The sequence below is a fragment of the Stenotrophomonas maltophilia group sp. SKK55 genome (assembly GCF_057179845.1).
This window is the reverse complement of the sequence record NZ_JBXUHP010000048.1, coordinates 127,996-142,579: the sequence shown is the minus strand read 5'-3', so window position 1 is coordinate 142,579 and position 14,584 is coordinate 127,996. Positions and strand designations below refer to the sequence as shown.

Annotated in this window: 13 protein-coding genes and 1 tRNA gene; 1 reads left to right on the top strand and 13 read right to left on the bottom strand. The window is 68.5% G+C overall.

The genetic code is table 11. The features are described 5' to 3' along the window. Positions 1–13: 13 nt before the first annotated feature. From AC2A1N_RS15135 to rph, 6 genes are all read right to left on the bottom strand, one after another. Positions 14–388, bottom strand: coding sequence for a PilZ domain-containing protein (locus AC2A1N_RS15135; protein WP_005418979.1), 375 nt, complete (start codon positions 386–388; stop codon positions 14–16). After that, complete coding sequence (locus tag AC2A1N_RS15130; RefSeq protein ID WP_484372758.1) at positions 385–2,664, bottom strand: DUF1631 family protein; 2,280 nt, start codon at positions 2,662–2,664, stop codon at positions 385–387. The genes AC2A1N_RS15135 and AC2A1N_RS15130 overlap by 4 nt, the downstream gene beginning before the upstream one ends. 201 nt (positions 2,665–2,865) lie before the next feature. Continuing rightward, complete coding sequence (hemW, locus tag AC2A1N_RS15125; protein WP_484372756.1) at positions 2,866–4,092, bottom strand: radical SAM family heme chaperone HemW; 1,227 nt, start codon at positions 4,090–4,092, stop codon at positions 2,866–2,868. Between the two features lie 56 nt (positions 4,093–4,148). Then, positions 4,149–4,745, bottom strand: a complete 597-nt coding sequence (gene rdgB, locus AC2A1N_RS15120; RefSeq protein WP_154351365.1) for an RdgB/HAM1 family non-canonical purine NTP pyrophosphatase — start codon at positions 4,743–4,745, stop codon at positions 4,149–4,151. After that, positions 4,742–5,131, bottom strand: a complete 390-nt coding sequence (locus tag AC2A1N_RS15115) for a VOC family protein (protein WP_134968834.1) — start codon at positions 5,129–5,131, stop codon at positions 4,742–4,744. The genes rdgB and AC2A1N_RS15115 overlap by 4 nt, the downstream gene beginning before the upstream one ends. After that, entirely contained in the window at positions 5,128–5,853 is a 726-nt protein-coding gene (rph, locus tag AC2A1N_RS15110) for a ribonuclease PH (RefSeq protein ID WP_061480721.1), read from the bottom strand. The genes AC2A1N_RS15115 and rph overlap by 4 nt, the downstream gene beginning before the upstream one ends. 125 nt (positions 5,854–5,978) lie before the next feature. Here rph and AC2A1N_RS15105 point away from each other — a divergent pair, with 125 nt between their 5' ends. Next, positions 5,979–6,839, top strand: a complete 861-nt coding sequence (locus tag AC2A1N_RS15105; protein ID WP_061480720.1) for a YicC/YloC family endoribonuclease — start codon at positions 5,979–5,981, stop codon at positions 6,837–6,839. A gap of 57 nt (positions 6,840–6,896) precedes the next feature. Here the strand turns inward: AC2A1N_RS15105 and selD are convergent, their stop codons facing one another. The 7 genes from selD to fdxH all read right to left on the bottom strand — a co-directional run bounded on the left by selD (position 6,897) and on the right by fdxH (position 14,574). After that, on the bottom strand, positions 6,897–7,976 hold the full coding sequence (selD, locus tag AC2A1N_RS15100) for a selenide, water dikinase SelD (protein WP_242893383.1): 1,080 nt from the start codon (positions 7,974–7,976) through the stop codon (positions 6,897–6,899). Positions 7,977–8,002: 26 nt separating this feature from the next. After that, positions 8,003–8,098 (bottom strand) — tRNA-Sec (locus AC2A1N_RS15095). Between the two features lie 24 nt (positions 8,099–8,122). Next, entirely contained in the window at positions 8,123–10,054 is a 1,932-nt protein-coding gene (gene selB, locus AC2A1N_RS15090; protein ID WP_484372752.1) for a selenocysteine-specific translation elongation factor, read from the bottom strand. Next, entirely contained in the window at positions 10,051–11,475 is a 1,425-nt protein-coding gene (selA, locus tag AC2A1N_RS15085; protein ID WP_484372750.1) for an L-seryl-tRNA(Sec) selenium transferase, read from the bottom strand. The genes selB and selA overlap by 4 nt, the downstream gene beginning before the upstream one ends. Before the next feature lie 3 nt (positions 11,476–11,478). After that, complete coding sequence (gene fdhE / locus AC2A1N_RS15080) at positions 11,479–12,462, bottom strand: formate dehydrogenase accessory protein FdhE (RefSeq protein ID WP_484372748.1); 984 nt, start codon at positions 12,460–12,462, stop codon at positions 11,479–11,481. A gap of 550 nt (positions 12,463–13,012) precedes the next feature. Further along, positions 13,013–13,660, bottom strand: a complete 648-nt coding sequence (locus AC2A1N_RS15075; protein ID WP_061480581.1) for a formate dehydrogenase subunit gamma — start codon at positions 13,658–13,660, stop codon at positions 13,013–13,015. Continuing rightward, positions 13,657–14,574, bottom strand: a complete 918-nt coding sequence (gene fdxH / locus AC2A1N_RS15070) for a formate dehydrogenase subunit beta (RefSeq protein WP_484372746.1) — start codon at positions 14,572–14,574, stop codon at positions 13,657–13,659. The genes AC2A1N_RS15075 and fdxH overlap by 4 nt, the downstream gene beginning before the upstream one ends. Positions 14,575–14,584: the final 10 nt, after the last annotated feature.

The window sequence follows — 14,584 nt, the reverse complement described above, 5'->3', positions numbered from 1 at the left end:
CTGGAACCGGCACTCAGGCCGTCGAAACCGGCCCCTCGTCGCTGTCTTCGCCCACCCACTGGCGCAGCAGCTGCCGATGCTCGCGCGACAGGGTGAGGAAGCGGAAGCCGGTCCAGCTCTGTCCGGGGGCGTGTGCAGGTTCGCTCCACAGCAGGTGCACGCCCACGTCGATGTCCTGGTGGCGGCCGTCGCCCAACGGCAAGGGGAAGCGCAACTGGTACAGCGCATCCTCGCGCAACGGTGCGCTGGCCAGCATCAGCATGCCGGTTTCGGAGATATTGCCGAGCCGGCCCACCACGCTTTCGCGCATCTGGTCGGTGACCGGTACCAGGTCCGAGACCTGGCGGCGCGGCGCGCGCCGGGTGTCCTGCGGCGGTTGGGTGATCATGCGGAGGTCTCCTGCGTATGGCCGGCCGCCAATGCACGCAATGCGCCAAGGCTGGCCTCCCAGGCACGGTCAACCAGCCGGGCCTTGTCCTCAGTGACCAGCTGCGCCTGGCCGGCGCTGATCTGCCGGGCCAGCGTATCCAGGTCGGTATCGGCGATCTTCTGCCCGCGCGGATTGACCAGCAGGGCGTGGCCGGTCAGCAGGCTGTACCAGGACAGGCGCTGGCGGCGCAGCGTGCCATCGCCGGTATCGATGTCGAACCAGCTGCCGAAGGGCAGGGAGGACAGCTGCTGGTAAGCGGCTTCCTCGGCACTGCTGCGCGGTGTGGCGGGCGTCGTGCCGGCGGCCGTACCGGCGTGCTCGCCCAGGCGCGCGCGTGCCTTCAGGCGGGCACTGAGTTCGGTACGCGAGGTGCTCTCGTCCTCGCCGCCAGGCGTGGCCAGCCTGCGTGCGACGGCGGCGGCTTCCTCGGCGTGGTAGCCGACCTGCAGCAGGGCGGCCTCGACTTCGGCAGCAAGCGTTGCATCGGTGCCGCCGGGCGCATCAACGGGTTGCGCGGTGATGGCGGCGATGCGTTGGGTCTGCTGCAGGCGTTCCTGCCACTGCGGTGAATCGTCGCCGTGGCGCAGGCGGGTCAGGGTGAGGGCATCGGCCCAGGCCTGACGCAGCAGGGTCTGCACGAAGCGGGGCGGCTCCTGCGCGTCGCAGCACTGGTCGATCTGTGCACTGGCCTGTCGCCGCGCGAGTTCCAGCCGCTCCTTGCCGCGTGCAGCTTCGACATGGCGGCGTTCGGCCAACTCGGCGCGATGCGCTGCGGCACGCTGATGCTGCTGCACGTCCTCGTTCGCGCTGGCGAAGGCCTCCGGCGCCCGCGCATCCTGGCCCAGCAGGCCCTGCACGCTCTGCGCCATGCGCTGCAGCAACTGCGGGTCGACGTCATCGTCGCCCAGCCAGTTGGCGCCGACTTCGGCAATCTGGTTGAGCAGTTCGCGCGCGGGGTGCTCGTCGCGCACGAAGAAGCCGGGGTCGGCCATTGCCGCACGTGCCAGCGGTACCTGCAGGCGCGCCAGCAGGGCGGCCGGCACCGGGTCCGGACGCTGCTGCTGCTGCACCTGCTGCATCAGCATGCGCAGCAGGTCGAGGCTGTCGCGGTCGTGGCTGCCCAGCTGGGCCTGCGTGCCATGCTCGCTGCGCAGTTGCGCCACCACGGCCGCCTGCAGGTCGGCTACGCCGGTGGCGGCGCTGGACTGCGCCTGCAGGCGTGCGAGGACCGCATCCACGGCCGCGCTCGGCACAGCATCGCGATCCGCAGGTGCTGCGCTGGCATGGCGTGCCTGCTGCAGCAGCGCATGCAGCGCGCTGCCCGTGGAGGTGGTCAGGCCCGGCAAGGCCGCACCGGCCGTGCTGTCATCCTGGAAAGCGTCCTGCACCAGGCTCGACCAGGAGCCGGCCGGTGCCGATCCGTTCCAGCCGGTCAGTGGCGCGGCGGCACGCTTTGCCGGCTGCGTGGTGCGACCACCGCCCACCGACTGGGTGATGATCCGCCGGGTGCTCGATGAACGCGCCAGATAGGGGGTGTAGACCAGGCCGGGCAGCACGCCGTGCTGGGCCAACAGGGCATTGGCACGGTCGAGGATGTCGCCCAGGCGTTCCAGCACCTGGCGTTCGAAGCTGCGGTACAGCGCCAGCTGAACGTCGACAGCGAGCGAATCCTGTTCGGCAATCCGGCGCAGCATGGCGCACAGTGCCTGCGGTGCCAGCGGCAGGGTGTCGGCCTCGAAGGCCGGTGCTGCCGCCAGTACGCCCAGGCGTTGGCCCAGCAGGTTCAGCGTGTTGGTCGAGCGCAGCGTTTCCCGCCGCACCATCTCGGTCAGCAGCAGGTCGCGGTCCACTTCATGTTCATCGACCAGCGACAGCCCGAGCATGCCGGGCAGTGGCGGTGGCGTGGAACCGGGGCTGAAGTGGGCCGTGGGTTCGCGCAGCCGTATCAGCGCATCGGCCACGGCATCAAGCATGCGGTCAGCGAAATGACCGGAAAAGGCATGCAACTGGCCGCGCCGGGCCATCAGCTCCGCCTGCAGCTGCGGATTGCGCGCGCGATCCGCGTCGTGCAGCAGCGTCTGCTCCAACGCTTCGACGGTCAGGATCAGCGGCGCGGCCAGCGTCTGCCGGCACAGGCCGATCAACGCGCCCAGCAGCTCACGCACCCGCGGTGGCAGGTCGCTGGCGGCCAGGCGGGCTTTGTCGGCAGAGGTAATGGAAAAGACAGCTGACATCGGCGAGCGGTACCCGGATTCCCGCGGATCGATCTTGTGAATCTACCGTGTCGGCCGCAGTCGGCGCTACTTTAGGGTGAACGTGTCTCACGTCCGCTGGGGAGGGACGACGGATGAACGGTGGTGCCGGTCGCTGGCCGGCAACGCTGTCTCCACCGGAGTACCGGCCAGCGGCCGGCGCTACCCGCTACGGCGGAAGGTCTAGTCCTCCAGGAACAGGCTCACCACGTCGTTGGTGAATCGACGGCCCAGCTCGGTCGGCTGCACGTGGCCATCCGCCACGTCCAGCCAGCCGCGCTGCACGGCCTCGCCCAGGGGCGCGTCCAGAACGCTGCGCGGCAGCCCGGTGCGCGACTCGAAATCGCGCAGGCCGAAGCCTTCGTGCAGGCGCAGCAGGTTGAGCATGTATTCGAACGGCAGGCGCGCGGGCGCGATCACATCGTCACCACCGAACGAGGCCGGCGTGCCGGCGCTGTCCAGGTAGGCCTGCGGGTGCTTCAGTTTCCAGCGGCGCAGCACGTGTTCTTCGGCACCCGAGCTGATCTTGCCGTGCGCGCCGGCACCGATGCCCAGATAGTCACCGAAGCGCCAGTAGTTCAGGTTGTGCGCACTCTGCCGACCGGGGCGTGCGTAGGCGCTGACTTCGTACTGGCTGAAACCGGCCTGCGCCAGCAGCGCCTGGCAGTGCTCCTGCATGTCCCAGGCATTGTCTTCATCGGGAATGCCCTGCGGCGGACGCGCGAAGAACACCGTGTTCGGTTCCAGGGTCAGCTGGTAGTGCGAGATATGGGCCGGTTGCAGTGCAAATGCACGTTCCAGATCGGCCTCGGCACCGGCCAGGGTCTGTTCCGGCAGCGCGTACATCAGGTCGATGTTGACGTTGTCGTAGCCCGCGTCCTGCGCCATCTTCACCGCGCGCTCGGCTTCGCTACTGTCGTGGATGCGGCCCAGGCGCTTGAGCATGGCGTCGTCGAAACTCTGGATGCCGAAGCTGAGGCGGTTCACGCCGGCCGCGCGGTAGCGGTCGAAGCGGCCATGCTCGGCGGTGCCCGGGTTGGTTTCCAGCGTGATTTCGGCATTGGGCGCGAAGCGCAGGCGTGCGCTGGCCTGCTGCAGGAAACGGTCGATCGCTTCCGGCGGGAACAGGCTGGGCGTACCGCCGCCGAAGAACACGCTGTGCACCACCCGGCCCCAGACCAGTGGCAGGTCCTGGTCCAGGTCACGCAGCAGCGCGTCGATGTAGGCATCGAACGGCAGTTCACCCTTGGCCTGGTGCGAATTGAAATCGCAGTACGGGCACTTGCGCACGCACCACGGCAGGTGCACGTACAGCGACAGCGGTGGCGGCACCAGCCGCGGCGGGCTGTCGTGGGCAGCGGAGCAGGCTTCGCCGGGCAGGTGGTTGCAGTGGTCGTGGGCGTGCGGCATGGGCTTCATCGGTAGTGCCGGCCACTGGCCGGCTTCCCTGGTTCGATCAGGCGGCGTCAGTACAGCGTCGCCAGCTGCTGCTTGAGCTGCTGCAGGGCGATGGCACGGTGGCTGATGGCATTCTTCAGTGCCGGCTCCATTTCCGCGGCGGTCAGGCCGTGGGTGGTGTCCAGGAATACCGGGTTGTAGCCAAAACCATTCGTGCCACGCAGCTCGCGGATGATCTGTCCTTCCCAGCGGCCTTCGCAGATCAACGGCTGCGGGTCGGTGGCGTGGCGCAGCAGCACGATCACCGCATAGAAGCGGGCGCTGCGCTGGCCGTCGGGAATGTCGGCCATTGCGTCCAGCAGCTTGGCGTTGTTGGCCGCCGCGTTGGTCGGGTGGCCGGCATAGCGCGCGCTGTACAGGCCGGGCGCGCCGCCGAGGGCATCGACGATCAGGCCTGAATCATCGGCCAGTGCCGGCAGGCCGGTCGCTTCGCAGGCCGCGCGTGCCTTCAGCAGCGCGTTCTCGACGAAGGTCAGGCCGGTCTCTTCCACGTCGCCCAGGCCCAGTTCGGCGGCCGAGGTGATCTGCAGCGGCAGGTCGGCGAGGATCTCCTGCATCTCCACCAGCTTGCCGGTGTTGTGGCTGGCCAGTACCAGTTTCTTCATTGACGGGGCTCCAGCAGGTCCCAGGTGTTGCCATACAGATCGCGAAACACCGCGACCGTTGCATAGGGTTCTTCGCGCGGCGCTTCCAGGAACTCGACGCCGGCGGCCAGCATCGCCGCGTGGTCGCGGTGGAAGTCGTCGGTGTTGAGGAAGAAGGCGACGCGGCCACCGGTCTGGTTGCCGATGCGGCTGCGCTGTGCCTCGTCGCTGGCACGGGCCAGCAACAGGGCGGCGGCGCTGCCGTCGGTCGGGCCGACCACCACCCAGCGCTTGCGGCCCTGGTCGATGTCTTCCAGCAGCGTGAAGCCGAGCTTGCCGGTGTACCAGGCAATGGCTTCGTCATAGTCGGCCACCACCAGGGTGGTCAGGGCAAGGCGCCGGTTCATGCCGACAGCGCCGCCTGCTGCGCGGCCAGCAGCTCGGCCACGCCCTTTTCGGCCAGGCCCAGCAGCGCGTCCAGTTCATCGCGACGGAAGGCGTGGCCTTCGGCGGTGCCCTGCAGTTCGATGAAGCCGCCACCGTCGTTCATCACCACGTTCATGTCGGTGTCGCAGTCGCTGTCTTCGGCGTAGTCCAGGTCCAGCACCGGGGTGCCGCGGTACACGCCCACCGACACCGCCGCCACTGCGCCCAGGATCGGGTTGCGCTTGATGTCGCCACGCTTCATCAGCACGTTCACCGCATCGACCAGGGCCACGTAGGCGCCGGTGATGGCGGCGGTGCGGGTGCCACCGTCGGCCTGCAGCACGTCGCAGTCCAAGGTGATGGTGCGCTCGCCCAGCGCGTTGCGGTCCACGCACGCGCGCAGGCTGCGGCCGATCAGGCGCTGGATCTCCAGCGTGCGACCGCCCTGCTTGCCACGGGCTGCTTCGCGGTCGCTGCGGGTGTGGGTGGCGCGCGGCAGCATGCCGTACTCGGCAGTCACCCAGCCTTCGCCCTTGCCGCGCAGGAAGCCCGGCACGCGGTTCTCGACGCTGGCGGTGCACAGCACACGGGTTTCACCGAAGCACACCAGTACCGACCCTTCGGCGTGGCGGGTGAAGCCGCGTTGGATGACGACCGCGCGGAGCTGGTCGGGCTGGCGGCCGCTGGGGCGGGAATCGGACATGGTGCGGGGTTCCGTAATGGCGAGGGAGTACGCCGCCACGCCCGCGGCCTTCACGGGGCGGGCAAGGGGGCTCTGGTGAGGGCGCTAGGGTACCATTCCCCCTTTGCACGCACCGGACACATTCCATGATTCGAAGCATGACCGCCTATGCCGGCGGCGAGCGGGTCACCCCGTGGGGCACGCTGGGCTGCGAGCTGCGCTCGGTCAACCACCGCTTCCTGGAGGTCGGCACCCGCCTGCCCGAAGAACTGCGGGCGCTGGAACCGCAGCTGCGCGAGCGCATCGCCGCACGCCTGAGCCGTGGCAAGCTGGATCTGGTGATGCGCCTGCGTGCACCGGAGGCAGCGGCCAACCTGCAGGTGGACGAGGCCCTGCTGGGCCAGCTGGGCCGCCTGGCGCACCGGCTGACCTCGGATTTCCCCAATCTGCAGGTCAGCTTCACCGAGCTGCTGCAGCTGCCCGGCGTGACCCGCGGCGAGGCCACCGATGCCGCCGCCCTGCAGGCCGAGGCACTGGCCCTGCTGGACCAGGTGCTGGACGGCTTCGTCGAGGCCCGTGAGCGCGAAGGCGGCAAGTTGTCGGCCGCCATCAGCGAGCGCGTGGACGGCATCGAACGCATCGCCACCGAAGTGCGCACCTTGATTCCGGCCATTCGCGACGGCCAGCGCGCCAAGCTGGCCGCCCGCCTGGCTGACCTGCCGCACCCGGTCGACCCTGGTCGTGCCGAACAGGAGCTGGTGCTGTGGCTGCAGAAGCTGGACGTGGATGAGGAGCTGGACCGCCTCGGCAGCCACATCATCGAGATCCGCCGCGTGCTCAAACAGCGCGAGCCGGTCGGTCGCCGCCTGGACTTCCTGCTGCAGGAGTTCAACCGCGAAGCCAATACGCTGGGCTCGAAGTCGGTGGACAGCCGTACGTCCAATGCCGCGGTGGAGCTGAAGGTGCTGATCGACCAGATCCGCGAACAGGTGCAGAACATCGAGTGATGCTGCATCCCGCGGTACAGCAGGGGCGTCTTCGGGCGCCCTTGTCGTTTCAGCGCATCAGCGCACGCTGACGCCTGGCGCTCCTTCGCCCAGCCGCCCCACCACGGCCGCCTGGCCGAACCCTGCGTCGTGGAAGCAGGCCAGCACCGCGTCCACCGCTTCAGGGGCGCAGGACACCAGCAGCCCACCGCTGGTCTGTGGGTCGGTCAGCAGCGGCTGCCAGTGTGCCGACAACCCATCGGCGAAACGCACCTCCGCACCATACGAGGCCCAGTTGCGATTGGAGGCGCCGGTTACGCAGCCGCGCTGCAGCAGGTCCAAGGCCTGCGGCAGCAGCGGGATCTGCGCGCTGTCCACTTCGGCGGCAACGCCACTGGCCCGGCACACTTCCAGCAGGTGGCCGAGCAGGCCGAAACCGGTGACGTCGGTCATCGCGTGCACACCGTCCAGCGCGGCCAGCGGCACGCCCACGGTATTCAGGCGGGTGGTCGACGCGATCATCTGCTGGTAGCCCTCGGCATCCAGCACTTCTTTCTTCAGCGCCGACGAATACACGCCCACGCCCAGCGGCTTGCCCAGCACCAGTACATCGCCGGCGCGGGCATCGGCATTGCGCCTGAGCCGCTGCGGGTCGAGCACGCCGATCGCGGCCAGGCCATAGATGGGTTCCACCGAATCGATGCTGTGGCCTCCAGCGACCACGATGCCGGCATCGGCGCAGGCACGCTCGCCGCCCTGCAGGATGCCGCGGATGGTCTCCTGCGGCAGCGTGTTGATCGGCATGCCGACGATGGCCAGCGCGAACAATGGTCGTGCCCCCATCGCATACAGGTCCGACAGCGCGTTGGTGGCAGCGATGCGGCCGAAGTCGAACGGGTCGTCCACAATCGGCATGAAGAAATCGGTAGTGGCGACGATTGCCTGGCGATCATCGAGGCGGTACACCGCGGCGTCGTCGCTGGTCTCGCGGCCGACCAGCAGTTCGGCCGGTGCCGGAAGCGCTGGCACGCCCCGCAGCAGTTCGGACAGCACGCCCGGCGCGATCTTGCAGCCGCAGCCGCCGCCGTGTGCCAGCGAAGTCAGTCGTTGCGGGGCATCGGCCGTTGAAGGGGCGGGGGACTGCGCGTGCGTGGCCATGCCGACATCTCCTGCGGAAACACCAATGGCGGAAGGCAGCAGGAGTCGAACCTACCAGGGAACGATCGACGCCCCCTACTGGGTTTGAAGCCCAGCCGCATGCCCGGATGCGCATGCCTTCCGAAAGTACGGCGGTACCGGTGGGCTCAGTCGCGGGCTGCGTTCCACTGCAGGTCTCCGCGCGGCCGATGCTGGTCACCGACGCGTCGAGTGTAGCCAACGCGATTGAAGAACTCCAAGATCTGGATGCTGCGCTTGCGGCCCAGGCCGATGGCATCGCGGAAGGTGGCCGCATCCACCGTGCCGGTGGCCTGCGACAGCTGCGCGACGATCGCGGCCAGCTCGGCAATGCGGGCCGGTGCATAGAACAGGTCCGGCACTACCTGGAACAGTTCGCCACGCGCGGTGGCGCGGCGCAGGACGGCGCGGACCTCGTCTTCGGCCAGACCGGCGTCGGTGGCCAGCGTGCGCACCCACGGTGGATCAAAGCGACCGGCGTGCAGTTGCGGCAGCACGCGTTCCAGCAGAAGTCGCTCGCGTTCCGGCGGCGCATGGTCATGGCCGGGCAGGCGCCACCAGGCGCCCACGCGCTGCACGCTGCCGTCGTCCAGCAGGCCCTGCAGCAGAGCATTCCACAGGCTCGTTGCAAGCGCGGGCAGCGTACTGCGCTGCAGGCGCCCGCTATCAACACCGGGTTCATCCGGACGTCGCTCGTGCCAGCTGCGCAGCGACATGGTCACCTGTTCGCGAAGCGCCTGCCAGTGCGAAGCAAGGATGACCACCGTGTCTTCGCGGGTGACGATGCGCCGTGTGTCTGCAGGCAGATCGATCCGGTCGGCCGCGCGCCGGCAGTAGCGTTGCAGGGCGGCCATGGCTATGCCGAAGGAAGCCTGCTGCAACAGCGGGCCGATTCCTGCCCCTGCCGCCAGCTGCTCCAGTGCGCCCAGCCAGGCGAGCCGTGCCGGGCTGCGCCGGCGCCGCTGTGGTGGGTCCGGATCGAGCACGATGCCACCACCCAGCGTGCGGATGGCCGCTGAATCACGGGCGATGAATCGATCACCGCACATCGCGCAGACCGGTGCATCGAACACCAGTTGCACCAACTGTCCGTCGCCGTGATCGACATCCTCCAGCAGCACCACATGGGCCTGCCGGTGCATCGTGCCCCAGTGGATGTGCAGCGGCGCCCAGTCCCGCAACGGTGCGGCCAGTGCGGAAAGCCGCAGGCGCACGTCGACGCGACGGGTCGCCAGCAGGGCGCGCGGGTCGGCGATCCAGTCGCCACGGTGGATGTCGTCGCGGGCGATGGCAGCCAGGTTCAACGCGCAGCGCTGCCCGGCCATGGCGTGTTCGCTGGCCTGGTTCTGCGCGTGGATGCTGCGTACGCGCACGTCCGTGGCGGCCGGCATCAGCTGCAGATGCTCACCCACGGCAGCGATGCCGCCGTGCACTGCGCCGGTCACCAGCGTGCCGTGGCCGGCCAGCGAGAACACGCGGTCCACCGGCATGCGGAACAGCTCGCCGCGCAGTTCGGCCTGGCGCGTGTTGGCGTCGTCCGACGCCCACGCGTGCAGCTGGGTACGCAGCGCGTTGATGCCAGCATCGTCGGGTACGGTGCTGTTGCAGGCGAATACGGGGGAATCCTGCAGCGGCGTTCCGGCCAGCAGCGCGGCGATCTCGATCTCGACCCGGGCGATGCGCGCGGCGTCCACGCGGTCGATCTTGGTCAGGGCGACTGCACCGCGATCCACGCCCAGCAACTGCAGGATTGCCAGGTGCTCGCGGGTCTGCGGCATCACACCGTCGTCGGCGGCGATCACCAGCAGGGCGACATCGATGCCGGTGGCGCCGGCCACCATCGTATGCACGAAGCGTTCATGGCCCGGCACATCGACGAAACCCAGCGTCGCCTCGGCATTCCCTCCGCCTGTGTTCTCCACCGGGACATAGGCATAGCCCAGCTCGATGGAGATGCCGCGTGTGCGTTCTTCCTGCAGGCGATCGGTTTCGATGCCGGTCAGTGCGCGCACCAGGCTGGTCTTGCCATGGTCGATATGCCCGGCGGTGCCAACGATCATGCCTGCAGCGTGCTCCATTGCGCGAGGAAGGCGGCTTCGTCAGTGGGTTCCAGGCAGCGCAGGTCCAGCCAAAGCGCGTCATCGGCAATGCGGCCCAGCACCGGCCGCGGCAGCTGGCGCAAGCGCTTGGCCAAGCGATCCAGCCCGCCGCGGCGCGCGCTGGTAACGCGCAGTCCGGCGCTGGCCAGCTGCGCCTGTGGCTGCGCGCCGCTGCCGATCTGGCTGTACATCGAAGCCCGTTCAAGCGCATAGTCGGCGGCCAGCGACGCGCGCATCGGCTGCAGCAGGCGGTGTGCCTGCTCGTCGATGTCATCCCGCAGGCGCGAAAGGCTGCGCAGGGTCGGCAGCCGCAGTGCCAGCAGTTCCGGTTCGCGGTACAGGGCCAGCACGGCTTCCAGTGCGGCCAGGCCCATCTTGTCCATGCGCAGCGCCCGCTTGAGCGGGTTGCGGTTGATCCGCGCGATCAGGTCGGCGCGGCCGGCGATGATCCCGGCCTGGGGGCCGCCCAGCAGTTTGTCGCCACTGAACGAAACCAGATCGGCGCCGGCCGCCAGTGCTTCCTGCACGGTGGGCTCGTGCGGCAGGCCGAAGGTCGCCAGGTCGCACAGGCTGCCACTGCCCAGGTCCACCACCAGCGGCAGGCCGTGCTCGTGCGCGATCGCAGCCATTGCCGCAGTGTCGACCTTGGCGGTGAAACCGGTGATCGCGTAGTTGCTGGCATGCACTTCCATCAGCAACGCGGTACGGGCGCCGATGGCATGGGCGAAGTCGGCCGGGTGGGTACGGTTGGTGGTGCCCACTTCCAGCAGTCGCGCGCCGGCGCTGCGCATCACATCGGGAATGCGGAAGGCGCCGCCGATCTCCACCAGTTCGCCGCGCGAGACGACCACCTCGCGGCGGTTGGCCAGGCTGTTGAGCAGCAGCAGAACCGCCGCCGCATTGTTGTTGACCACGGTGGCGGCTTCGGCGCCCGTCAGTTCGCAGACCAGCGCCTGCACCCGTGCATCGCGGTCGCCGCGGCGGCCGCGGGTGATGTCGAATTCCAGATCGACCGGCACTGTCATTGCGCGGGTGACCGCCTGCACAGCGACATCGGGCAACAGGGCGCGGCCCAGGTTGGTGTGCAGCACGGTGCCGGTCAGGTTGAAGATCGGCTGCAGGTCCAGCCGTGCATCGGCCGCCAGTGCGGCGTCGAGCGCCGCGACCAGCGACGGGCCGTTGATGGCCTGTTCGAGGCGTTCGGCCGAGAGCTGCGCGGCGCTGATACGGTCGCGCAGTTCCTGCAGGTGTGCGCGCAGCAGTTGGGTGATGCGGCTGCGGCCGTGGCGTTCGATCATGGCCGACAACGCAGGTAGGCGCAGCAGCCGGTCCAGCGAAGGCAGGGCGGCGGCCGATACCGGTGTGGCGTGCGTGCGTGGCATAGGTCAGTCGCCGTCGGATTGCCACAGCAGCGGGTTCTGGCTGGCGCGCGCATAGCCTTCCTCGGCCAGCAGCAGGTCCAGCGCCAGCGTGCCGAGGTCATCGGCCACCGGCTCCAGTGACGGATCTTTCTCCAGGTACAGGATCTTGCGATAGCTGTGGCAGTGGTCGCAGGTCTCGGCGCGCACCGCACTCTCGCGCACCGCCTCGCCGCGGTCACCGTCCACATCGGCCAGGGCGCGATAGGCAATGTCCTTGCCTGCGGCGCCGCACTGGCTGCACTGCACGCGCACGTAATGCCACTGGCAGGCACACAGCGAGCACGACAGGTAGCGATAGGCGGCGTAGGGTGGGCGCGCCTGCACCACGCTGGCCACCGGCAGCGTGCCACAGAGCGGGCACAGCCCTGGTGCATCGGCCAGCGGCTTCAGGTCGGTCGGATGGAAGCTGGCGGCGAGCACCGCCCAGTACACCTGCAGCGCGTTCATCACCAGCAGCGCAGCGACGGCGTCGACCGAGGGCGCGTCATCGCGTTCCAGCACCGCATGCGCCTGTGCATCCAGCCACGCATCATCAGCAGCCGCGACGCGCTGCAGCTCCTGCCGGGTTTCCGCAGGCAGCCCGGCCTCGTCGGCACAGTGCCGGCACAGCGTGCGCAGCCAGTCGCGCCAGCGCCCATCCAGTTGCAGCGAGTTGGCCGGCCGCAATGGCATGCCGGCGCTGGCCGCCGCGCTCGACTGCTGTGCACGCGCCTGTGCCTGCAGGTCCTCGCGTTGCTGCGGTGTCAGATCCTCCAGCAGCGCCTGCTGTGCATCGGCCAGCGCCGCCAGCAGCTGCAGGTAGCCGCCGATGGCACTGTGCGCGGCGAGGCTGCGCAGGCGTGCCGCGCGTGTGGCGAACAGCGACTCGGTATCAGGCAGGATGATGCGCGGCACATCGCGCGAGGCGAGCGTCTCGATCTCACCGGGTTCAAGGATGCGTTGCGCCATGCAGGGCCAGCCAGAAGAACCAGGCTCCATCCTCGCTGTTGTCGGCGCTGGCGTCCAGCGTGTTGCCGGCCATCTGAAATGGTTGGGGTCAGATCCGTTTTCCACAGGAAAACGGATCTGACCCCATCGGTTGGTTGAAAGTGGATCCCGAGCGTTGGTCGGGATTCGATCAGTGCCGACCAACGGTCGGCGCCCACCGACAGATCGCGGCCAACTGTCGAAGGCGGGGTGGATCCGGTTGCGGAAGCGTGAGCCGCATGGGCCGGAGGCATGCCTCGGGCGGGTTGGGCAGGACGCCCAACCCCGGTCTTGCCGCGTGCGCAGGATTGCGCACACGAGCAAGCGGCGACCGAGCTTACATGGGTGAGGGCGCTTTGCTTGCGAAGCACTGCTTCGCAAGCGCCCGAACGCACAGCCGCCAGCGGCTGGGCCGGGCCCCGGAGGGGTACTTGCAGCGTCTCCCGCAACCGGATCCACCCCGCCATCCCACGGATAGCCGCTGTTGCTGTTGCCTTGGCTTGAAGCGGGTGCAGGGCCGCAGGCCCTGCCGCTACCCCTGTTCCCGGCGCCCGCGCAGGATGTCGCGGAACCACTGGCGGTGGTGCTTGTACGCCCACCCATAGGTCACCTTGCCCTGGGTCATCGCCCGCACCGATCCCTTGATCCAGAGCGCCGCATAGATGTGCACCACGATCGCGCAGACCAGCACCCAGCCGAACAGCGCATGGGCCAGCACCGAGAAGCGGATCACTCCGATCGGGAAGAAATGACTGAAATACTGCCGCCAGATCACGAAGCCGGTCAGCAGCAGTGCTGACAGGCAGCCGATGATGGCCCAGAACAGCAGCTTCTGGCCGGCATTGAAGCGACCGACCGGTGGCAGCTTTTCATCCTCGTTGCGCAGCACATCGCGCATGCCGCGCATCCACGCGCGGTCATCGGCGGTCGGTAGATTGTCGCGCCACATGCGCAACGCCAGCAGCGCAAAGCCCACCACCATGGCCAGGCCGATGAACGGATGCAGGATGCGCGTCCACGGGCCGCCACCGAACAGCTGGGTCAACGGGAACAGGGCAGGGTGGAACAACGCCAGCCCGGACAGCGCGGTCAGCACGAAGCAGATCGCCACGATCCAGTGATTGATGCGGGTCGGCGCGCGGTAGCGGACGATCTGCCGCGGGTGCGGGGCGTACTTCATGGCCGCTGCTCCTCTTCGATCCTCTTCGACTCGTGCTCGGCTTCTTCTTCTTCCTCGTCGTTGACCGTGTTGCGGCCGATGCCGATGTAGTGCAGGAAGCCGGCGAAAGCGGTGGCAGCGATCGCCAGCACGCCCAGCGGCTTGGCCACGCCCTTCCAGACTTCCACCATCGGGCTGATGCGGGGGTCCTTGGGCAGGTCGGCGTACAGCTCGGGCTTGTCCACGTGCTGCAGCACGTACATCACATGGGTACCGCCGACGCCCTGCGGGTCGTACAGGCCGGCATTCTCGTAGCCGCGCGATTTCAGGTCTTCCACGCGACCGGCGGCATGCTCGGTCATCGCCTGTTTGCTGCCGAAGGTGATCGCCCCGGTCGGGCAGGTCTTCACGCATGCCGGCTCCTGACCGACCGCCACCCGGTCCGAACACAGCGTGCACTTGTAGGCCTTGTGGTCCTTCTTGGAGATGCGCGGTACGTCGAACGGGCAGCCGGTCACGCAGTAGCCGCAGCCGATGCAGTTCTCTTCCTGGAAGTCGACGATGCCGTTGGCATACTGGATGATCGCGCCGGGCGACGGGCAGGCCTTCAGGCAGCCCGGGTCGCTGCAGTGCATGCAGCCCTCCTTGCGGATCAGCCACTCCAGCTTGCCCTTTTCGTCCTCGTACTCGCGGAACTTCATCACCGTCCACGACTGTTCGCTCAGATCGGGCGGGTTGTCATAGCTGCCAACGCAGCTGCCCACTTCGTCGCGCAGGTCGTTCCACTCCATGCAGGCGACCTGGCAGGCCTTGCAGCCGATGCACTTGCTCACATCGATCAGCTTGGCGACCTGGCCGGTGTGCGCACCGCGCGCCTCCGGTGAGGGCGTGGTGGTGGCCGAGCGGCGGATGATGTCCAGCGATTGCAGTGACATGGCGTTTCTC